This window comes from Erwinia mallotivora (genome assembly GCF_000590885.1).
In the GTDB taxonomy this organism is placed as follows: domain Bacteria; phylum Pseudomonadota; class Gammaproteobacteria; order Enterobacterales; family Enterobacteriaceae; genus Erwinia; species Erwinia mallotivora.
Genome location: NZ_JFHN01000024.1, coordinates 16,188 through 36,761 on the forward strand (window position 1 = coordinate 16,188; position 20,574 = coordinate 36,761).

The 20,574-nt window shown below is 55.0% G+C and carries 21 protein-coding genes and 1 riboswitch; of the genes, 10 read left to right on the forward strand and 11 right to left on the reverse strand.

Annotation, left to right across the window (positions count from 1 at the left end; genetic code table 11):
- Window positions 1–71: 71 nt before the first annotated feature.
- The 3 genes from BG55_RS03720 to BG55_RS03730 are packed head-to-tail and all read left to right on the forward strand — an operon-like array spanning window position 72 to window position 3,343.
- Complete coding sequence (locus tag BG55_RS03720; protein WP_034934456.1) at window positions 72–1,520, forward strand: sugar porter family MFS transporter; 1,449 nt, start codon at window positions 72–74, stop codon at window positions 1,518–1,520.
- A 30-nt stretch (window positions 1,521–1,550) separates the two neighbouring features.
- The gene (locus BG55_RS03725) at window positions 1,551–2,558 is read left to right on the forward strand and encodes a Gfo/Idh/MocA family oxidoreductase (RefSeq protein ID WP_034934457.1); all 1,008 of its coding nucleotides are present in this window, start codon (window positions 1,551–1,553) and stop codon (window positions 2,556–2,558) included.
- Between the two features lie 8 nt (window positions 2,559–2,566).
- Window positions 2,567–3,343, forward strand: a complete 777-nt coding sequence (locus BG55_RS03730; RefSeq protein WP_034934458.1) for a TIM barrel protein — start codon at window positions 2,567–2,569, stop codon at window positions 3,341–3,343.
- 83 nt (window positions 3,344–3,426) lie between these two features.
- On the opposite strand, the gene BG55_RS03735 is transcribed toward BG55_RS03730, so the two are convergent.
- Both BG55_RS03735 and BG55_RS03740 read right to left on the reverse strand, forming a co-directional pair.
- Window positions 3,427–3,879 (reverse strand): GNAT family N-acetyltransferase, encoded by a 453-nt coding sequence (locus BG55_RS03735; protein ID WP_034934460.1) that lies wholly within the window; start codon window positions 3,877–3,879, stop codon window positions 3,427–3,429.
- Between the two features lie 90 nt (window positions 3,880–3,969).
- The gene (locus tag BG55_RS03740; RefSeq protein WP_034934461.1) at window positions 3,970–4,161 is read right to left on the reverse strand and encodes a DUF1127 domain-containing protein; all 192 of its coding nucleotides are present in this window, start codon (window positions 4,159–4,161) and stop codon (window positions 3,970–3,972) included.
- A gap of 172 nt (window positions 4,162–4,333) precedes the next feature.
- Between BG55_RS03740 and BG55_RS03745 the strand changes: the two genes are divergently transcribed.
- Window positions 4,334–5,770, forward strand: coding sequence for an aminotransferase-like domain-containing protein (locus tag BG55_RS03745; protein WP_034934463.1), 1,437 nt, complete (start codon window positions 4,334–4,336; stop codon window positions 5,768–5,770).
- 158 nt (window positions 5,771–5,928) lie between these two features.
- Here BG55_RS03745 and thiH read toward each other — a convergent pair whose 3' ends face one another.
- The 7 genes from thiH to BG55_RS03780 form a co-directional block, all read right to left on the reverse strand.
- Window positions 5,929–7,071 (reverse strand): 2-iminoacetate synthase ThiH, encoded by a 1,143-nt coding sequence (thiH, locus tag BG55_RS03750; RefSeq protein WP_034934465.1) that lies wholly within the window; start codon window positions 7,069–7,071, stop codon window positions 5,929–5,931.
- Window positions 7,068–7,844, reverse strand: coding sequence for a thiazole synthase (locus BG55_RS03755; RefSeq protein ID WP_034934466.1), 777 nt, complete (start codon window positions 7,842–7,844; stop codon window positions 7,068–7,070). Before BG55_RS03755 ends, thiH begins: the two co-directional genes overlap by 4 nt.
- Before the next feature lies 1 nt (window position 7,845).
- Window positions 7,846–8,046, reverse strand: a complete 201-nt coding sequence (thiS, locus tag BG55_RS03760; RefSeq protein WP_034934468.1) for a sulfur carrier protein ThiS — start codon at window positions 8,044–8,046, stop codon at window positions 7,846–7,848.
- Window positions 8,030–8,791, reverse strand: coding sequence for a HesA/MoeB/ThiF family protein (locus tag BG55_RS03765; RefSeq protein ID WP_034934469.1), 762 nt, complete (start codon window positions 8,789–8,791; stop codon window positions 8,030–8,032). Before BG55_RS03765 ends, thiS begins: the two co-directional genes overlap by 17 nt.
- Window positions 8,781–9,428 carry a thiamine phosphate synthase gene (thiE, locus tag BG55_RS03770; RefSeq protein WP_034934471.1) on the reverse strand — a complete coding sequence of 216 codons (648 nt, stop codon included), beginning with the start codon at window positions 9,426–9,428 and terminating at the stop codon, window positions 8,781–8,783. The genes BG55_RS03765 and thiE overlap by 11 nt, the downstream gene beginning before the upstream one ends.
- Window positions 9,425–11,359: a phosphomethylpyrimidine synthase ThiC gene (thiC, locus tag BG55_RS03775; protein WP_034934473.1), complete on the reverse strand. Its 1,935-nt coding sequence runs from the start codon at window positions 11,357–11,359 to the stop codon at window positions 9,425–9,427. The genes thiE and thiC overlap by 4 nt, the downstream gene beginning before the upstream one ends.
- Window positions 11,360–11,445: 86 nt before the next feature.
- Window positions 11,446–11,546, reverse strand: a riboswitch (TPP riboswitch).
- A gap of 121 nt (window positions 11,547–11,667) precedes the next feature.
- Entirely contained in the window at window positions 11,668–12,174 is a 507-nt protein-coding gene (locus BG55_RS03780) for an Rsd/AlgQ family anti-sigma factor (protein WP_034934474.1), read from the reverse strand.
- An 84-nt stretch (window positions 12,175–12,258) separates the two neighbouring features.
- On the opposite strand from BG55_RS03780, the gene nudC reads away from it, so the two are divergent.
- From nudC to BG55_RS03810, 6 genes are all read left to right on the forward strand, one after another.
- The gene (nudC, locus tag BG55_RS03785) at window positions 12,259–13,032 is read left to right on the forward strand and encodes an NAD(+) diphosphatase (protein ID WP_034934489.1); all 774 of its coding nucleotides are present in this window, start codon (window positions 12,259–12,261) and stop codon (window positions 13,030–13,032) included.
- A gap of 164 nt (window positions 13,033–13,196) precedes the next feature.
- A complete protein-coding gene (gene hemE / locus BG55_RS03790; protein WP_034934477.1) occupies window positions 13,197–14,264 on the forward strand; it encodes a uroporphyrinogen decarboxylase in 1,068 nt (355 codons plus the stop codon).
- 2 nt (window positions 14,265–14,266) lie between these two features.
- A complete protein-coding gene (nfi, locus tag BG55_RS03795) occupies window positions 14,267–14,935 on the forward strand; it encodes a deoxyribonuclease V (RefSeq protein ID WP_034934478.1) in 669 nt (222 codons plus the stop codon).
- Window positions 14,936–15,000: 65 nt separating this feature from the next.
- Complete coding sequence (locus BG55_RS03800) at window positions 15,001–15,591, forward strand: YjaG family protein (RefSeq protein ID WP_034934480.1); 591 nt, start codon at window positions 15,001–15,003, stop codon at window positions 15,589–15,591.
- A gap of 188 nt (window positions 15,592–15,779) precedes the next feature.
- Window positions 15,780–16,052 (forward strand): nucleoid-associated protein HU-alpha, encoded by a 273-nt coding sequence (hupA, locus tag BG55_RS03805; RefSeq protein WP_002438605.1) that lies wholly within the window; start codon window positions 15,780–15,782, stop codon window positions 16,050–16,052.
- Between the two features lie 122 nt (window positions 16,053–16,174).
- Window positions 16,175–16,834, forward strand: a complete 660-nt coding sequence (locus tag BG55_RS03810) for a DUF1481 domain-containing protein (protein WP_034934482.1) — start codon at window positions 16,175–16,177, stop codon at window positions 16,832–16,834.
- Window positions 16,835–17,324: 490 nt separating this feature from the next.
- Here the strand turns inward: BG55_RS03810 and purD are convergent, their stop codons facing one another.
- Both purD and purH read right to left on the reverse strand, forming a co-directional pair.
- A complete protein-coding gene (gene purD, locus BG55_RS03815; RefSeq protein ID WP_034934484.1) occupies window positions 17,325–18,605 on the reverse strand; it encodes a phosphoribosylamine--glycine ligase in 1,281 nt (426 codons plus the stop codon).
- A gap of 15 nt (window positions 18,606–18,620) precedes the next feature.
- Window positions 18,621–20,210 carry a bifunctional phosphoribosylaminoimidazolecarboxamide formyltransferase/IMP cyclohydrolase gene (gene purH / locus BG55_RS03820; RefSeq protein ID WP_034934487.1) on the reverse strand — a complete coding sequence of 530 codons (1,590 nt, stop codon included), beginning with the start codon at window positions 20,208–20,210 and terminating at the stop codon, window positions 18,621–18,623.
- Window positions 20,211–20,574 lie beyond the last annotated feature (364 nt).

The window sequence follows — 20,574 nt, forward strand, 5'->3', positions numbered from 1 at the left end:
AGCTTTTGCTAAAGAGAAAATGCCTTACCTGTACCGGATAAAAACGAAAAAAATCAACGTGGAGAAATAGTATGTCGACACGAAAACACAATGTGCCCTACATCATCTTTATCTGTGCGATTGCTTCGCTGAGTGGCGTCATATTAGGTTACGACGCTTCAGTAATCTCAGGGGTTATCGATCCCCTTACCGAACACCTTGCTTTAACCCCGGCAGAGAGCGGCTGGGCGGTATCAAACGTAATTCTTGGGTGTGTTATCGGTGCCTGGGGTGTGGGATATGTTTCTGACCGCTACGGTCGTAAATCGACACTGATTATCACCGCCATCCTGTTTGCGATTTCGGCAATCGGTGCGGCGCTGGCCTCGGGGCTGACGGAGTTTGTCATCTATCGAATGATTGGCGGTCTGGCAGTTGGGATGGCATCGGCGGTGACGCCGTTGTATATCGCGGAAGTGTCACCTAAAGATCTGCGCGGTCGGATGCTGGGAATGCAGCAAATGCTGATGGTGTCAGGCCAGGTGGTGGTTTATGTGGTGAATTTTCTCATCGCAAAAGGCATGCCGCATCAATGGCTGGTCACCACCGGCTGGCGCTGGATGCTGGCCTCCGGTCTGATACCCTGCCTTCTGTTTATGCTACTGGTGTGCTTTATGCCGGAATCCCCGCGCTGGTATGTGCTGCGTGATAAGCAGGAGAAGGCGCTGAAGGTTCTGACCCGCCTTTCCAATCCGACCCATGCGCAACGTCTGCATAGTGAAATCAGGCAGTCACTGGTGATTGCAGAACAGCCGGACGGCGTGGCGAAAAAAGGCATACTGCGCGATAAAAAAGCCACTTACATCCTGTGGATTGGCTGCGCGATTGCGGTGCTGCAACAGGTTTCGGGCATTAATATCCTGCTCTACTTCGCGCCGTCGCTGCTTCAGAACGTCACCGGTAATACCCAGGACTCCCTGTTCCAGAGTATCTTTCTTGGCCTTGCTTTGCTGGCTGGCGTCATCTTTGCCCTGTTTGCTGTCGATCGGACAGGGCGTATCCCGCTGCTGCGCTGGGGTTCGTTAGGCTGCGCGGCATTTTTATTTATCACCTCGTGGACCTTTATGCATGACATGAAAGGGTATGCCCCGGTGATTGGCCTGATCTGTTTTGTGCTGGTGTTTGGTATGTCCTGGAGTCTGGGAGCCTGGCTGCTGATCTCCGAAATCTTCCCAAACCGTATGCGTGCGGTGGCAATGGGATTTGCCTTCTGTTCGATGTGGATGTCGAACTTTATCGTGACGCAAAGTTTCCCAATGATGAATCGCAACCCCACCCTGATGGCGCATTTTAATGGTGCTTTTCCGCTGTTGCTTTGTGGTGGCTTCAGCCTGGTTGCATTTTGGTTTGTTGGGCGCTTCCTTCCGGAAACCAGAGGCGTCTCTCTGGAGCACATTGAACCACTGATGCTTTCAAAATCACGTCGCTTTGGCGGTGAACAGGCAAGGTCTGTTTCCTCCGCGTCCGTTTCAGAAAAATAAGCATTTCAACCTGACAGAAAGGAGAACGATATGTCTGTTAACAACACTGTACGCGTGGGTTTGATTGGTGCAGGGCGCATGGGGAGTTTTCATGGTCAGACGGTAGCGCAAATTATTCCCGGTGCGGTTCTGGCGGCAGTCGCCGATCCGGTTCCGGGTGCAGCCGAAAAACTGGCCGCGTCGCTGGGTGCGGCGAAGTCTTTTACCGATCCGGAGGCAATGCTGGATGACCCGGAAATTGACGCGGTGATCATTGCATCGCCCGCCCGCACCCATGCGGCGCTGGTGGTATCGGCGGCCAGAGCGGGCAAAAGCATTTTCTGCGAGAAACCGATGGCCATCACGCTGGAAGAGGCCGACAGCGCAATCAATGCCGCCCGATCCGCCGGTGTGGTATTACAGGTGGGGTTTAATCGCCGTTTCGTCAGTGGCTTTTCCGCAGCCAGAAAAGAAATTGCCACCGGGAAAATTGGTGTTCCACAACTGCTGCGCTCCACCACTCGCGATCCCGCGCTGGTTGATCCTTCGCCAATCCCCCACTGGACCATCTTTCTGGAAACGCTAATCCACGATTTCGACATTTTGCTGTACCTGAATCCGGGCGCAAAACCGGTCAGTGTTTACGCTATAGCCGATGCGCTGGTGCGGCCCGATTTTAAACAGCATGGCTTACTGGATACGGCAGTGGTCAATATCCATTTTGATAATGGCGCTATTGCCACGGCAGAAGCCAGTTTCCAGGCGGTTTATGGCTATGATGTGCGTGGTGAAGTCTTTGGCAGCAAAGGCATGCTTCAGGCTGGCAGCATTAATGTGAATAACTGCATACGCTATACCGCCGAGGGAATTTCCGTGGATACCGCACGTCGTGACACCGATCTGTTACGTGACGCCTATGTTGCTGAGCTGACTGACTTTGTTCGATGCGTGTCGTCTGGGGATGCACCCAACGCCAGCGGTACGGATGCGCGTAACGCACTGGAAATCGCGCTCGCCTGCATCGCGTCGGTGCAACAATCTAAACCGATTACGCTCTGAGGTCAGCTATGTCTCAATACACATTATCTGTCTGTGCCGAAATGGTATTTCTCGACCTGCCCTTTATTGAACGGGTAAGCCGCATTCACGCGCTGGGCTTTGGCGTGGAGATCTGGGGCTGGGCGCAAAAGGATATTGACGCGCTCATTCAGACCGGTGCCCGTTTTACTTCTATGACCGGTTATCTCTCCGGGAATCTGACCGAGAAAGAGGGGATCCGCGAGCTGCTCGGCAGCGCAGAAGAGTCGCTGCGGGTTGCGGAACGGCTTGGCTGTCCGTCACTCAATCTGCATGGTACGGGATTGAATAACGTTGGTTTGCCGGTAAGGCCGGTCGAGGTGGTCACTGGTGAGATGTGGCTTACGGCAAAGCAGACGTTGGATGCCCTGGCTGCGTTAGGTGAAGGGGCCGGACGGGTATTCACACTGGAAAATCTGAACACCGCCGTCGACCATCCTGGTACGCCATTTGCCAAAGCAGAAGAGACGCTGGCGCTGGTCAGGGCGGTAAACAGCCCGTTTTTGAAAATGAATCTCGACATTTATCATGCCCAAATTGGCGAAGGAAATTTGTGCGAGTTGATCCGCAGAAGCAACCGCCATATTGGCGAAATTCAGGTTGCCGACGTGCCGGGACGAAAAGAACCGGGAACCGGAGAGATCAACTATCCGGCTATCGCCAGGGTGCTGCGTGAAATTGACTACCGGGGTGTGGTGGCGCTGGAAGGCTGGGCATCCGCGGATGCTACCACCGCGTTAAATGCCTTCCGTACGGCCTTTTCCTGATTAAGTTTACCGGCATCGCGCTGATAAGGCGGTGCCTGTAAATCAGGCGCAATATCCGCATCCACCCGGGATCCTCCCGCGCATCAGGGTTGCCTGCGGTAAATATCCGGGCGAACGATCTGCCAGGCGTTGCTTTTTTTGGTCATGGCGGAATAACCGCACTTCTCATACAGCCAGGGCGCGGTGCTGGTGACCAGCATAATTCTGCGTAATGTTGCCAAAAGCGGATGGGAATGACAGCACTCCATCAGCCAGCGGCCCAGTCCCTGCTTCTGAAACTCTTCTATGACCCAGACGTCGCAAAGATAGCCGAAGGTGGCGTAATCGGTGATCAGCCGGGCAAAGCCAATCTGCTCATTGTGCTGGTACAGACCAAAATTGAGGCTGCCTTGCAGGCTCTTCTGCACGGTAGCCCGGTCAATCCCTGCGGCCCACGTTGAGCGGGTAAGATATGCATGGATGGCGGTGAGATCCAGTTGTGCCGGATCGGTTGACACCACAAAGGTGTCACGATGCCAGCTGAGATGCGAGGTCATGACTTACTCCACAGGCTTTACAGCAGAAAAAAAGTTGCTGAGTCAGCCTCAGCAACCGGGAGGGCGAAAGCTTCCGCGCCCAATGCCACATCACTTAAAGCGGTTTACATCTTCACAGGTTAAGCCGATATCCCGCAGCTGCGCTTTATCCAGTCGGGACAATGCCCGCCGGGTAAGCGTACGCAACCGCCAGCTTTTCCACATCCGGTATGGCAGCTGACAGATCAAACGAAATGGTGATTCTTTAAAAGGGCGAGCGCTGCGGTTTTCGTAAAATTCCATACTGTCCTCCTCGCGTTAGTCTCGTTCTATTTTGCGGCGCGGAAGCAGGATGATACAGATGCAAAAATCACTTTTCTTTAACATACAGATCGCGTAATAGTAGCGCTGAATGGTGATTTAAAACGCTATCTGTACTGCTTTTATCGCAGTGACCGTTGCGGGGAGGATACAATTGACACGTTATCAGCATCTGGCCGCGCTGCTGATGCAGCGGATTGAGCAGGGTTTATATCAAAGCGGCGAGCGATTGCCCTCGGTCAGAACCTTGAGCAGTGAACATGGCGTCAGCATCAGCACCGTTCAGCAGGCGTATCATCTGCTGGAGGAGAAGCAACTTATCGCGCCTCAGGCGCGCTCAGGCTATTTTGTCAGCTCACGCCGTGCGGTACCTCCTGTACCGGCCATTACCCGACCGGTACAGCGGCCGGTGGAGATCACGCAATGGGAGTCGGTGCTGGAGCTGCTCAACGTGCGTGAAGGTGAGAATGTCATCAAGCTGGGCAGCGGAATTCCGGATCTGCAAAAGCCGACGCTGAAACCCTTGTGGAAAATTTTCAGCCGCATGGGAAACCAGCAGGATATGCAGATGCTGGATTACGATAGTCTGTATGGTGTTTTGGAACTGCGTGAACAGGTGGCCAGACTGACCATCGACAGTGGCTGCCATCTGACACCTGAGGAGATTGTCATTACCACCGGTTGCCAGGAGGCGTTGTCAGTTGCCATCCGCGCAATCTGTCAGCCAGGTGATATCGTCGCCGTGGAGTCGCCCGCCTTTTATGGCACCATGCAGACGCTGCGTGGTTTTGGCATTAAAGCGATTGAGATCCCCACTGACTCCTGTACCGGCATCAGTCTGGAAGCGCTGGAGCTGGCCTTTGACCAGTGGCCGGTAAAAGCGGTACTCGTTGTACCTGTCTGTAATAACCCGCTGGGTTTTACCATGCCGGACTCGCGTAAGCGAGCGTTGCTGGCGCTGGCTCAGCGCTTTGACGCGGCGATTATTGAAGATGATGTCTATGGCGAGTTGAGCTATGACTACCCGCGTCCCATCACCATCAAGTCGCAGGATGATGATGGCCGGGTGCTGCTTTGCAGCTCATTCTCTAAAACCCTCTCACCGGGGTTGCGTGTGGGATGGGTGGCGCCGGGGCGCTATCTTGATCGCGTATTGCACATGAAATACATCGTGACCGGTTCTACGGCGAAGCAGCCACAAATGGCGGTGGCGGAATTTATTCGTCAGGGTTTTTATCCTGTGCATTTGCGCAGAATGCGACAGCAGTACCAGAAAAATCTTCAGGCTTTCACGCTCTCACTGCGCAGGCATTTCCCCTGCGGTATCTGTGTGACGCGGCCCCAGGGCGGTTATCTGGTCTGGATAGAACTGCCGGAGGCACTGGATACCGTGCGGCTGAACAGAAAGCTCAAAGAGAGTCATATCCAGATAGCGGTGGGCTCGCTTTTTTCTGCTTCAGGTAAGTATCGCAACTGTCTGCGGCTGAATTACGCCCAGCCTTTTACCGACAGGACCGAGAATGCGCTGAAGATCCTTGGTGCGGCGGTCGAAGATGCAATGGAAAAATGCGTCACCTCGGTGGAAGAGTAGTGAAGGCAGGCCCGACTGGAAGGAAGGGGCTCGGGCCTGGACGATGCCGTTTTGACATCGACAGCAGGTAATTTACAGCAGAAGACCTTCGCCGAAAGTAGCTGAAAACAGGCCCGGAAGACGGGCCGTAATATTATTCAGTGGTTGCAGCAAGTCTTTTAAAAATTGTGCGTTGTTACGCAAGAACGTCCCAGATGACGGTCCCAGTCTTTCCACACCGGCTGCATTCCTGCCGCCATTAACGCTTTCGCGACCTGCTGGGGATGACGATTGTCGTGGGGAGAAAACTGCTCCAGCTCCGTATTGCCATCGGCATAGCCACCAGGTTGCGTTTTCGAGAAGGCGCTGAGCGAATTAATCGCCAGCGGCACCACCCTGTCGCGGAAACGGGGCGATTCGCGGGTCGACAACGACTGTTCCACTTCCGGCGCAAACAGACGGAAAGCGCAAATAACCTGTACCAACTGTGCTTCATCCATCAGCGAGGCGGGTTGGATGCCCCCGGCACAGGGGCGCAGGCGGGGAAAGGCCACGGAATAACGGCTCTGCCACCAGCTCTTTTGTAGCCACAACAGGTGCTCTGCCATCATATAACAGTCTGTTCGCCAGCTGTCTGACAAGCCAATCAGCGTACCCAGCCCAATCTTATCCACCCCTGCGCGTCCCAGCCTGTCCGGCGTTTCCAGTCGGAAAAAGAAATCCTGTTTATTCCCCTTCAGATGGTGCTGGCGGTACACCGCCGGATGGTAGGTCTCCTGATACACCAGCACGCCATCGAGCCCCAGCGTTTTCAGTTCAACGTAGTCTGCCTCGCTCATTGGTTGCACTTCCATCATCAGTGAACTGAAGTGGCGGCGAATGCCCGGCAGATGCTGGCGAAAATAATCCATGCCGACTTTGCTCTGGTGCTCGCCGGTAACCAGCAGCAGCTGGTCAAATCCCAGCTCGCGGATAGCCTGACATTCCCGGTCAATTTCCCGCGCATCCAGCGTCTTGCGTTTAATCCGGTTGCTCATGGAAAAGCCGCAATAGGTGCAGTCGTTGGCACACAGGTTGGAAAGATACAGAGGAACAAACAGATTTACCGCATAGCCAAATCGCTGGCGGGTTAAGTACTGCGCTTTTTGCGCCAGCGGCTCAAGATAAGGCTGTGCGGCAGGGGAAAGCAGCGCCATCAGCTCCTCACGCCCCACCCTGGGCGCATTCAGCGCCCGCTCAACGTCGGCGGCTGTTTTACTGTGGATACGCATCCGGATGTCATCCCAGTCCAGCTTTTCCCATTGAGTAATAAAACTCTTCATGGCGTTGCCTCGTCAGTCAGAAAGCGGGTCAGCGGGCTGGTGGCCACTGCCTGCTGATGGCGACTGCCCGGACCGCTGCGAAAGGCAAGCTCGCCAGCCTCCACCGCCAGCCGGAAGGCCCGCGCCATATTGACCGGATGGCTGGCACAGGCCAGCGCGGTGTTGACCAGCACTGCATCGGCCCCCAGTTCCATCGCCTCGCTGGCGTGACTGGGCACGCCTATCCCGGCATCAATGACAACCGGGACATTCGACTGTTCAATAATAATTGCCAGCAAATCGCGGGTTTTCAGCCCCTGATTGCTGCCAATCGGCGCGCCCAGCGGCATAACGGCCGCACAGCCTGCCTCCTCCAGTCTTTTACACAGCACCGGGTCGGCGGGACAGTAGGGCAGCACGGTAAAGCCCTCTTTTACCAGCTGTTGGGCTGCTTTAAGCGTTTCAATGGCGTCGGGCAGCAGGTAGCGAACATCCGGATGGATCTCCAGCTTCAGCCAGTGCGTATCCAGCGCCTCACGCGCCAGCCGTGCGGCAAAAACCGCTTCTTCGGCGGTTTTTGCACCGGAGGTGTTAGGCAACAGCTGTACGCCCAGCTGTTGCAAAGGCCGCAGGATACCGTCATCCCCGCCACGTAAATCGACTCTTTTCATCGCCACGGTGACCAGCTGGCTGCCGGAGGCGGTTAAAGCCTCCAGCATGATGGCCGGACTGGAGAATTTTCCCGTGCCGGTAAACAGACGGGAAGAAAACGTTTTATCGGCTATCTGTAACATATCAACCTCCGGCGATGACCTGGAATATCACCAGCTCATCCCCTTCCTGTAAGTACCAGTCCGCCCAACGATCGCGGGGCACAATCTGCTGATTAACCGCCAGAGCGATGCCTGCTGGCGAGCGGGACAGCTGTTGCAGCAGGGATGTCAGCGTCAGCGCGGCAGCCAGGTGCAAAGGCTCATCGTTAATGACGATGTTCATGGCGGCCTCCACAGAGTGGACACTGGCTGCTGCGCTCAAGATTCAGCGTTCGCCAGGTCTGCTGGCGGCCATCAAACAGCCGCAGTTTGCCATCCAGGGCAGAAGTCAGCCCCGCCAGCATTTTCAGCGCCTCCAGCGCCTGCATGGTGCCCATTATCCCCACCACCGGGCCCAGCACCCCTGACGTGCGGCAGTTACGGGAGGGCTCGGCATCGTCCGGCCACAGACAGCGGTAACAGCCGTGCAGGAATGGCGGGGTCAGCACCAGAAGCTGACCGCTGAAACCCACGGCGCTGGCGCTGACAAGCGGTGTGGCGTTCTGTACACAGGCGGCATTGATGGCCTGCCGGGTCGCCATGTTGTCGCTGCAATCGAGCACCAGATCCACTGAGCTGATGGTGTCTGCCAGCGATGTGGCTTCCATGCGGTGATCCAGAGTGATCACCTCTGTCTGTGGGTTCAGGGCCAGCAGATGCTGTCTGGCCGCTGCGGTTTTGGGCAGGCCGGTTTCATCACTGCGGAACAGAATCTGCCGTTGCAGGTTGCTGATATGCACACGGTCATCATCGGCCAGCAGCATTTTTCCCACGCCCGCCGCCGCAAGGTAGAGCGCCGCCGGGGAGCCCAGGCCGCCCAGCCCGACAATCAGCACGCTGCTGTTATGCAGTTTTTGCTGTATATCAGCACCAAACTCTTCCAGCAGCAGCTGACGGCTGTAACGCATAAAGTCGCTGTCACTGAGCATCAACACCCCCTCCCACACCGACCAGGGACAGCAACTGCCGGGTTGCGGCCTGCCAGTCCTCAGCCTGAGTAATGGCACTGACGACGGCAATGCTGCCGACGCCGGTTGCCAGCACGGCCGGGGCGCGTTGCAGGCTGATGCCGCCTATTGCCACGGTGGAGATACCGGGCAGCCGGGCGACATGACGTTGCAACTCGCTCAGCCCCTGGGGAGCGGATGGCATCTGTTTAGTTTGTGTCGGAAAAATATGTCCCAGGGCAATGTACGAAGGCTGTTCGGCCAGCGCACGCTCCAGTTCTGCATCATCGTGAGTGGACAGCCCCAGACGCAGCCCCGCATGTTGAATTGCATCCAGATCGGCGCTGTCCATGTCCTGTTGCCCAAGGTGGACGCCGTAAGCCTGATGTCTGACGGCCAGTTGCCAGTAGTCGTTGATAAACAGCCGGGCGCGATAGCGTCGTCCCAGCGCCACAGCGGCAGCCACCTGCTGGTCGGCCATTTCTCCGGTCAGGTCTTTTATCCGCAGCTGAATGGTGCGAACGCCGGTTTCCAGCAAGCGCTCAATCCAGGTCACGGAGTCCACGACCGGATACAGCCCCAGTCTTTGTTCAGTCGCAGCAAAGGGAGGGCGACTCATACCTTTTCCTCCGGCGAGCGGGCAGTCGTAGGGTGGTAGAGTTCGCCACCCAGCTCCCGGAATGTGGCTGACATCCCGGCCATGCCAATCTCAATCGGCTGTGCTGTCGCTTGCTGTTGTGCCGCATATTCCCGGACTTCCTGGGTTATTTTCATTGAGCAGAATTTTGGCCCGCACATTGAGCAAAAATGTGCCACCTTGCCGGACTCCTGCGGCAGCGTTTCGTCGTGGTATGCCCGGGCCGTGTGTGGATCGAGCGCCAGATTAAACTGGTCCTCCCAGCGGAATTCGAAACGCGCTTTCGACATCGCGTTATCGCGGATCTGTGCGCCGGGGTGGCCTTTCGCCAGGTCTGCGGCATGGGCCGCAATTTTGTAGGTGATCAGCCCCTGTTTGACATCCTCTTTATTTGGCAATCCGAGGTGCTCTTTTGGCGTGACGTAGCACAGCATGGCGCAGCCAAACCAGCCAATCATTGCGGCGCCAATCCCGGAAGTGAAGTGGTCGTAACCCGGCGCGATATCGGTGGTCAGCGGCCCCAGCGTATAGAACGGGGCCTCGTGGCAATGCTCCAGCTGTTCAGTCATATTGCGGCGGATCATTTGCATCGGCACATGGCCGGGACCTTCGATCATCACCTGCACGTCGTACTCCCAGGCGATGCGGGTCAGTTCACCCAGCGTACGCAGCTCGGCAAACTGGGCTTCGTCGTTAGCATCCTGAATGGAGCCTGGCCGCAGGCCATCACCCAGCGACAGGGAGACATCATAAGCCGCACAGATTTCACAAATGTCGCGAAAGTGTTGATACAGAAAGCTCTCCTGATGATGCGACAGGCACCATTTCGCCATAATCGAGCCACCGCGCGAAACAATGCCGGTCAGGCGCTTCGCGGTCATCGGGACATAGCGCAGCAGTACACCGGCGTGAATCGTGAAGTAGTCGACTCCCTGTTCCGCCTGTTCCAGCAGGGTATCGCGGAAGATTTCCCAGTTGAGGTTTTCTGCTATGCCATGCACTTTTTCCAGTGCCTGGTAAATCGGTACGGTGCCAATCGGCACCGGGCTGTTACGCAGGATCCACTCGCGGGTTTCGTGGATATTACGCCCGGTAGAGAGGTCCATTACCGTATCAGCTCCCCAGCGGGCGGCCCAGACAAGTTTTTCCACTTCCTCCTCAATCGAGGAGCTGACCGCAGAATTGCCAATGTTGGCGTTGATTTTCACCAGGAAATTACGCCCGATGATCATGGGCTCTGATTCCGGGTGATTGATATTGGCGGGAATAATAGCGCGTCCGGCAGCCACTTCCTGACGAACAAACTCCGGGGTGATCGCCTCCGGCAGTTGCGCGCCAAAGCTGTTACCCGGATGCTGCGCAAGCAGTACCTCGCCACGGATCCGCTCGCGGCCCATGTTTTCACGCAGGGCGATAAACTCCATCTCCGGGGTAATCACGCCCTGCCGGGCATAGTGCAGCTGAGTGACCCTGCGTCCGGGCACCGCCCGCTGCGGAACGGGACGATGAGCAAAGCGCAGCTGATCTAATCCTTCATCAGCCAGACGCTGCTGGCTGTAGTGCGAGCTGAGTTGCTCAACGGGATGGGTATCACCGCGCTCGGTTATCCAGCGTTTACGTAGCGGCTCCAGTCCGGCGTGTACATCGATTTGTGCATCCGGATCGCCGTAAGGTCCGGCGGTATCGTACACCGGCACCGGCTCGTTTTCTTCAAACTGCGGGTTCTCTTTACTGCCGCCAACCATCGTTGCGCTGAGCTGAATTTCACGCAGCGGTACGCGGATATCGGCCCGGGAGCCGGTCAGGTAAATTCGTCTGGAATTGGGAAAAGCGCTGCCCTGTAAAGAATCAATAAACTGCTGGGCTTCAGCACGTTGTTCACGGCGGGTAGGTTTTTTATCAACGGTAGACATAGCACATTCCTGAATCAGGGAAAATGGCTTGTCCGGAGCTCGGCGGGAGTAAGCGCAGGAATGATGCCGCAGGCCTCATACCTCACTGGATGTTTACTCTTGTTCCCTTCGCAGGTACTAACCTGATCAGGTTCCGCGGATCCCGAATTAACGGTCTCAGCCCCGAAGGGCACTCCGACAAGATGAATTCTGCTGTCCGATGGGGAGAGGCAGAATGAGAATGACCACTCACAGCCGGTCACTTTATTGCCCCCTGAGCATAAAGGGGCTTTCAGCAAAGCTCAAGATTTTTACAAATTGGTAACGTTTCAGGCCGGACGCGCCAGCGCGGCATCGTTTGCCGGGGCCAGGCGCTGCACATTTCTCTCCAGCGCCAGCTGGATAAACTTGTCTTCCAGGGTAAAACGGGCTTCCAGCGCTTCGCCTACGGCGGATAAAGCCTGCTGAAACTCACGGTAGTTATCATCATCGATAGCGGTTTCGAGATGTGAATCATAAACCTGCATGATCTGCTCGGTATTGGCCTGGAGCGAGGGATAAATTGATGCGGCTTTGGCCAGCTGCTCGCTGCCTTCCATCTCTTTGATAAAGCGTTCATAGATGGTGAAGTGGCCGGTGGAGAGATAATCCACCAGGGTCTGGCAAAAGGTGTCCAGCGCATTTTCGTTGAGCGTGGTCAGCGAATTCTTGACAGGCTTGATGCCAACCATCTGATAATAAGCAACTAACAGCTGCTTACGTAATCGCAGGCAAAAGTCCACCAGCTCATTGCATCCGCCAACGCGTGCGGTCAGGACGTCTAACTGGTCAAGCATGAGTGACTCCGTAAGTGTTATTTTTAATATCTGAGAGCAATCCCGTCGTACAGAGTGCCTGTGAAGTGGAGGATGAGCAAATTTATGCAACGTGAGATCTCAAGCGTAGACGCTGGCTGGTGGATTGTCAGCCATGAACAGAAACTTTGGTTGCCGGAAGGTCAGCTTCCCAGAGGCAGCGCACAAGATTTCGGACTGGCAGGTTTACAGGGATCGCTAATTGGTGAATGGCTGGGCGAGCCGGTATTTCTGATTTGTGCCAGCCGCAAAGAGGGAATGGCCTCGGTGCGACAACTTCTCAGTGAAGATGTCGGGCTGTTTCAGCTTGCCGGACGTGGGGTACAACTGGCAGAGTTCTATCGCTCACATCAGTGGTGTGGCTACTGCGGCCATCAGATGCATCACAGCAAAACGGAGTGGGCCTGCCTGTGCAACCACTGTCGTCAGCGTTACTATCCGCAGATCGCTCCCTGCATCATTGTGGCGATTCGTCGTGGCGATGAGATCCTGCTGGCTCAGCACACCCGACACCGTAACGGCATCTATACGGTGCTGGCTGGTTTTGTCGAAGTGGGGGAAACGCTGGAGCAGACCGTGGCACGAGAGGTAATGGAAGAGAGCGGCATTACGGTGAAAAATCTGCGCTATGTTTCCTCGCAGCCGTGGCCGTTTCCGCAATCACTGATGGTGGCATTTATGGCGGATTATCACAGTGGCGACATCAACATCGATCCGAAAGAGCTGCTGGATGCGGGCTGGTATCGCTTTGATGCCTTGCCAGCTCTGCCACCGGTGGGAACGGTGGCGCGTCGCCTGATTGAGGATACCGTTGCGCTCTGCCGCGCCTCAGAACAATGAAATGTTATACCCTTCATACTTCAAGTTGCAGGTGCGTTGGCTGCGCGAGCGCACCCCAGTCACTTACTTCAGTAAGCTCCTGGAGATTTACTCGCTTGCCGCCTTCCTGCAACTCGAATTATTTTGGGTATATACTGCGCACCTGCAAAACGAGAGCCAAAAAAATGAGTGAACTGAAGAACGATCGTTATCTGCGCGCGCTGCTGCGCCAGCCGGTAGATGTGACGCCAGTCTGGATGATGCGCCAGGCAGGACGCTATCTGCCAGAGTACAAAGCTACCCGTGCCCAGGCCGGAGATTTTATGTCGCTGTGCAAAAATGCAGAGCTGGCCTGTGAAGTCACGCTGCAACCGCTGCGTCGCTATCCGCTGGACGCGGCGATTCTGTTCTCCGATATTCTGACAATCCCTGATGCGATGGGGCTGGGACTGTGGTTTGAGGCCGGTGAAGGCCCCCGTTTTTCCTCCCCGGTCAGCTGCCGGGCAGATGTGGAAAAATTACCGGTCCCTGACCCGGAGCAGGAGCTGGGCTATGTGATGAATGCGGTGCGGACTATCCGGAAAAATTTGCAGGGCGCGGTGCCACTGATTGGCTTTTCAGGCAGTCCCTGGACGCTGGCGACTTACATGGTCGAAGGGGGGAGCAGTAAGGTTTTCACCAGGCTGAAAAAGATGATGTACGCCGAACCACAAACCCTGCATCTGATGCTGGATAAGCTGGCCGACAGCGTCATTCTCTATCTCAATGCTCAGATCCGCGCCGGGGCGCAGTCGGTAATGATTTTTGATACCTGGGGCGGCGTGCTGACCGGGCGTGACTATCAGCAATTTTCTCTCCACTACATGCATAAAATCGTGGACGGGCTGCTGCGTGAAAACGAAGGTCGCCGGGTGCCGGTTACGCTGTTTACCAAGGGCGGTGGACAGTGGCTGGAAGCGATGGCTGAAACGGGCTGTGATGCATTAGGTCTGGACTGGACCACCGATATCGCTGATGCCCGTCGTCGTGTCGGTCACAAGGTGGCATTGCAGGGCAACATGGACCCATCGATGCTTTATGCACCGCCAGCGCGTATTGAGCAGGAAGTTGCCGGGATTTTGCAGGGGTTTGGTCAGGGAAATGGCCATGTGTTCAATCTCGGGCACGGCATCCACCAGGATGTTCCGCCTGAACATGCCGGGGTGTTTGTTGAAGCAGTACATCAGCTCTCGCGCCCGTATCATCAGGATTGAGTATGGATCTTCAGGCATTAAAGCAGCAGCAGCTCATGCTCGCCGCCGGGGTGGTGCGTGAAGATGATTTCGCGATAATGCCACCGCGCCTTATTGCGGGTGCGGATGTCGGATTTGAACAGGGCGGTGAGATCACCAGAGCCGCCCTGGTGATTCTTGAATATCCCTCGCTGAAACTGGTGGAACATCACGTTGCGCGCATCGCCACCACCATGCCCTATATTCCTGGTTTCCTCTCCTTCCGTGAATACCCTGCCTTACTGGCTGCCTGGCAACAGTTGCAGCATCAGCCAGACCTGCTGTTTGTCGATGGTCACGGCATTGCCCACCCACGTCGCCTGGGGGTTGCCAGTCATTTTGGTCTGCTGGTGGATGTCCCCACTATAGGGGTGGCCAAGCGTCGTCTGTGTGGCCAGTTTGACCCGCTGGCAGAACAGCCGGGCGCGCGTCAGCCACTGATCGACAAAGGAGAGCAGACTGGCTGGGTGCTGCGCAGCAAGCGGCGTTGTAACCCCTTATTTATTTCCTGCGGGCACCGTGTCAGTGCGGATACGGCTCTGCACTGGGTGGAAGCCTGTCTGCAAGGCTACCGCCTGCCGGAACCGACCCGCTGGGCGGATGCTGTGGCTTCGCAGCGCTCTGCATTTAAGCGGCTTTACTCTGAGGGTTAACGGTGTCAGTACCAGGCTTTTCAGTTACACTTCCCGACGCGCACTATTGTTGAAGAGAACCCATCATGTTACGTAATCCGATCCACCTGCGGCTGGAAAAGCTGGAAAGCTGGCAGCATGTGACTTTCATGGCCTGCCTGTGTGAGCGTATGTACCCCAACTACCGGGCATTTTGCCAGCAGACCGCATTTGGCGATGGGCAACTTTATCGCCGCATTCTTGACCTGGTCTGGGAAACGCTGGTGGTTAAAGAGGCCAAAATCAATTTTGATTCACAGCTGGAGAAGCTGGAGGAGGCGATTCCGGCAGCAGAGGATTACGATCTCTACGGTGTTTACCCCGCCATTGACGCCTGTGTTGCGCTGAGTGAGCTGTTACATTCCCGACTTAGCGGTGACACGCTTGCGCACGCAATTACCGTTAGCGAAACCTCGATTACTACCGTGGCGATGCTGGAAATGACCCAGGCCGGCCGTGAAATGACCGAAGAAGAATTAAAAGAGAATCCGGCCGTGGAAGAGGAATGGGACATCCAGTGGGAGATTTTTCGACTGCTCAGCGCCTGCGAGGAAAGGGACCTGGAATTGATAAAAGGACTGCGTTCTGAGCTGCGGGAATCAGGGATTAGCAATATTGGTATAAATTTTCAGCAATAAGGCGAGAAAACGTGACTTCAGGCCTGATTTGTAGCGCCTTAAGGCTTCACATTCGCCCCCTGTCTGGTCTACATTTGGGGGGCTGAAAAAAGTGGCTATCGGTGCGTGTATGCAGGAGAGTGCCAGAATCTGGTTTTTCCCTCGCACTCGATGCTTAGCAAGCGATAAATACACTGTAAGGATAACTTATGAACAAGACTCAACTGATTGATGTAATTGCGGACAAAGCGGACCTGTCTAAGACCCAGGCTAAAGCTGCTCTGGAATCCACCCTGGCTGCGATTACTGAGTCTCTGAAAGAAGGTGATGCTGTACAACTGGTTGGTTTTGGTACTTTCAAAGTTAACCACCGTGCTGAGCGTACTGGCCGCAACCCGCAGACTGGCAAAGAGATCAAAATTGCTGCTGCAAACGTACCGGCATTTGTTTCTGGTAAAGCACTGAAAGACGCTGTTAAGTAATCGTGTGACAGTGAAAAGTTTTAAACAGGGGGGCGTGAGCCCCTTTTGTTTGCGACGGATATCACTCTCCACTTTCCTCTGCCCCGACGGCATGACTGTCATTTTTGCGTGATACTCACCTGATGACCCGATTCCCTTTCTCCCTTCCCGTATTGTTAGCCGTGCTGTTAATGGCGGGTTGTAGCTCAAGTCAAAAATTGCCTGATTTTACTGCCAGCGGTTATCTTGCCGATCGCGGTGCCGTGCGCATATGGCGCAAGGAGGGCTCGGCCCGGTCCAGTCACCTGATAACGGTTTATACGCCGTTCAGTGGGACAGCGACGGAAACGACAACCTACCAGTGGCAGCAAAATAAGCTGCTCTCCATTGAGCGTCATACTGGTGGTGAGCATCCTGAAAGTGTGATGATGCGCTTTCAGGATGACAAACTGAGCTTTATGCAGCGACAGCTTGAAGGGCGTCGGGAAGCGCTCTCAGCGGACGCGGTCGCGCTGTATCAGTTTGATGCCGGGCGTATGCTCAGGATCAGCGATGACCTGCTGGCCGGGCGTGTGATGCTGAAACAGGGCCACTGGTCAGCAGATGGCACGGTAACGCTCTGTCAGGGAAGCCAGACACGCCCCGCATTTGATCGTTTTTCGCTGCATTACATCACTCAACATCAGCAGGCATCCGGTAAACCGGTGAGCCTCTCCTGGCTTGAAGCCCCAAAAGGCACGCAGCTACTGCTGGTTTCAACAGAAAATATCTGTGCTACAGAACCAAAGGCTGCCGATCTCTGACGGCGTCAGACTCTGTCGGATCGTAAGAAACTGAGGTTGGATAGAGAAAACGAGTTTGCAGCTGTATGAAATGATATCGCAGCAACTGTCGCAAAAGGATGCTGTTACAACGGAATCAGTTACAGCCTGTTGAATGCATTGCTCCTGATGTGTCGTGGTATCTGGCAAGGCGGCCATCAGAAACCGATCGGCAATAGCGGATATCCGGGCGGCGCACCGGGGATTTTGTTAATTCGTATACCAGGAAGATATTGAAGTGCAGACAACGACGACGGCTCTGAAGGCCAATCGCGGCTATCTTGCACTCGTTTTAAGTACAATATTTAAGATTTGACCATATTGGTGGAGAGGGCGTAAGAAGCTCTGTTTCTGCTTTGCAGCAGACGATTTCTCGTTAGCGTGATGATGAGGGGCATGTCTGCCTGTTACTAAAGCTGCACCCTCCATGGTGCAGAGCAGGTATGTTCGCCGGTGAACTTTGCTTTCTCAACTACTGACGCCCAATCGCCCGATAACCAATATCGCTGCGGCAGAAGCTGCCTTCCCATGAGATGTGCTTAGCCAGCTCGTAGGCATGCTTTTGCGCCGCTGCAATGTCGTGACCTAAAGCCGTCACGCACAATACCCGTCCACCGTTCGTCACGACCAGCTCATCCTGCATTTTGGTGCCCGCGTGGAAGACTTTGCCATTCGGCACCTCTTCCAGCGGCAAACCATGAATTTGCGTACCCGTACGGTAGTCGTCAGGGTAACCTCCTGCTGCCAACACCACGCCCAGCGCAGGGCGAGGATCCCACACTGAATCTTTACTGCTCAACCGGCCATCGACGGCTGCCAGGCAAAGCTCAACCAGGTCGGATTGCAGGCGCAGCATGATTGGCTGCGTTTCCGGATCGCCAAAGCGGCAGTTAAATTCAATCACCTTCGGCTGGCCGCTTTTGTCGATCATCAAACCGGCATAGAGGAAACCGGTATAGACATTGCCCTCAGCAGCCATACCTTTGACGGTAGGCCAGATCACCTCATCCATGACGCGCTGATGAATTTCATCGGTGACTACCGGCGCAGGTGAGTAAGCGCCCATGCCGCCTGTGTTCGGCCCGGTATCGCCATCTCCCACGCGCTTATGATCCTGGCTGGTAGCCATCGGCAACACATTTTCACCATCAACCATAACGATAAAGCTGGCTTCTTCGCCTTCAAGAAACTCTTCCACCACGATGCGGTGTCCGGCATCACCAAAGGCATTGCCTGCCAGCATATCCTGAATGGCATCTTCTGCTTGCTTAAGTGTCATTGCTACGATGACGCCTTTTCCGGCGGCCAGTCCATCTGCTTTAATCACGATGGGCGCACCCTTGCTGCGAACATAGGCCAGTGCAGGTTCCACCTCGGTGAAGTTCTGGTATTCCGCGCTTGGGATTTTGTGGCGAGCCAGAAAATCTTTAGTAAAGGCTTTGGAGCCTTCCAGTTGAGCTGCCGCCTGCGTTGGGCCGAAAATTTTCAGACCCGCAGCCCGGAACGCATCAACCACGCCAATCACCAGTGGCGCTTCAGGGCCAACAATAGTCAGATCAATTTTTTCACTTTGGGCAAAGCTTAGCAGAGCAGCAATGTCGGTGGCGCTAATGGGTACGTTCTGTAAAGCTGGTTCCAGCGCAGTGCCTGCGTTGCCGGGAGCCACAAAAACGGTTTCAGCCAGCGGTGATTGGGCTGCTTTCCATGCCAGCGCATGTTCACGTCCGCCATTACCAATAACTAAAATTTTCATTCTTTAGCTCCTTAATCAGTGACGGAAATGGCGCATATCGGTGAAGATCATCGCAATACCGTGTTCATCAGCGGCGGCAATCACCTCTTCGTCGCGGATTGAGCCACCTGGCTGGATAACGCAGCTCACGCCGACGGCAGCAGCGGCATCAATACCATCGCGGAACGGGAAGAAAGCATCAGACGCCATGGCACAACCCTTCACTTCCAGCCCTTCATCTTCTGCTTTGATTCCGGCGATTTTCGCGGAATAGACCCGGCTCATCTGACCCGCACCAATACCGATAGTCATGTTGTCACGCGCATAAACAATGGCGTTGGATTTAACAAATTTGGCTACTTTCCAGCAGAACAGTGCATCACGCAGCTCCTGCTCTGTTGGCTGGCGTTTACTGACTACGCGCAGTTGGTCAGCCGTTACCATTCCCAGATCCCGATCCTGAACCAGCAGGCCACCGTTGACTCGTTTAAAGTCCAGACCCGCCCGGCGCTGCTGCCACTGGCCGCAGGTCAGTACACGCACATTTTGTTTTGTTGCGGTTATCTTCAGCGCGGCTTCGCTAGCGGAAGGGGCAATAATTACCTCAACAAACTGACGGCTGATAATGGCCTGAGCCGTTGCTTCGTCAAGTTCGCGGTTAAAAGCAATAATGCCGCCAAAGGCCGAAGTGGGATCGGTTTTCCAGGCAAGTTCGTAGGCATCAAGAATCGATCCCGCCACGGCCACTCCGCATGGGTTTGCATGTTTAACAATCACACAGGCCGCATCACTGAACTCTTTTACACACTCCAGCGCTGCATCGGTATCTGCAATGTTGTTATAAGACAGTGCTTTGCCCTGAAGCTGTTGCGCGGTGGCAACGGATGCTTCAGCCACTGACTCTTCTATATAGAAAGCAGCCTCCTGGTGGCTGTTCTCTCCGTAACGCATATCCTGTTTCTTGATGAAGTTCAGATTTAACGTGCGAGGGAAACGGCCGGAAGGTTCAGAAGTCTCACCATAATAGGCAGGCACCAGGCTGCCAAAATAGTTAGCGATCATGCTGTCATAGGCGGCTGTGTGTTCAAAAGCCTTGATCGCCAGGTCAAAACGCGTTGCCAGTGATAATGAGTGATTATTGGCGTCCATTTCTTTAATGATTGCCTGGTAGTCACTGCTTTTGACCACGATGGTGACGTCTTTATGATTCTTCGCCGCCGACCGCACCATGGTCGGTCCGCCGATATCAATATTTTCAACGGCGTCTTCCAGTGAACAGCCTTCACGGGCAACGGTTTGTGCAAAGGGATACAGGTTAACAACCACCATGTCGATGGGCGAGATCGCATGTTCCTTCATGATGTCATCATCCTGGCCGCGGCGTCCGAGGATACCGCCGTGCACTTTAGGATGCAGAGTTTTGACACGTCCATCCATCATTTCCGGAAAACCGGTGTAATCAGAAACTTCAGTGACGGGCAGACCTGCTTCAGCCAACAGGCGGGCAGTACCACCTGTCGACAGCAGTTCAACACCGCGCGCTGAAAGCGCCTGAGCAAATTCGAGGATACCGGCTTTGTCTGACACGCTAAGCAGAGCGCGGCGTACAGGACGAGGTTGTTGCATGAGGTTGATCCCTTGGCTTTGGTTCGCATAGATAAGAGCGTTATATCAACCTTCACTATTATCTCTTATTACGTAAATAGTGTGGGCTGAGATAACGACCCTGGCTGGCACCAGGATTTTGCCGGGCATTGTAGCGAAAACGTTTGCGTGATGCTCGTCTAAATTCCTGGTTGGCATCAAATGTGGATAAGTTTGTGAATAACTGCGTATAACCAGGCCTTTTGCTGTGGAATGCAGCGAACGCTCTGTTTTTAATAAATTAGGGGTTGTCAGCTCTCAGAAACTCCCTATAATGCGCCACCACTGACACGGAACAGCGGCTGAGAAGCCAGCGGGTCAGGAGGTTCAGCAACGCTGAGCCGCC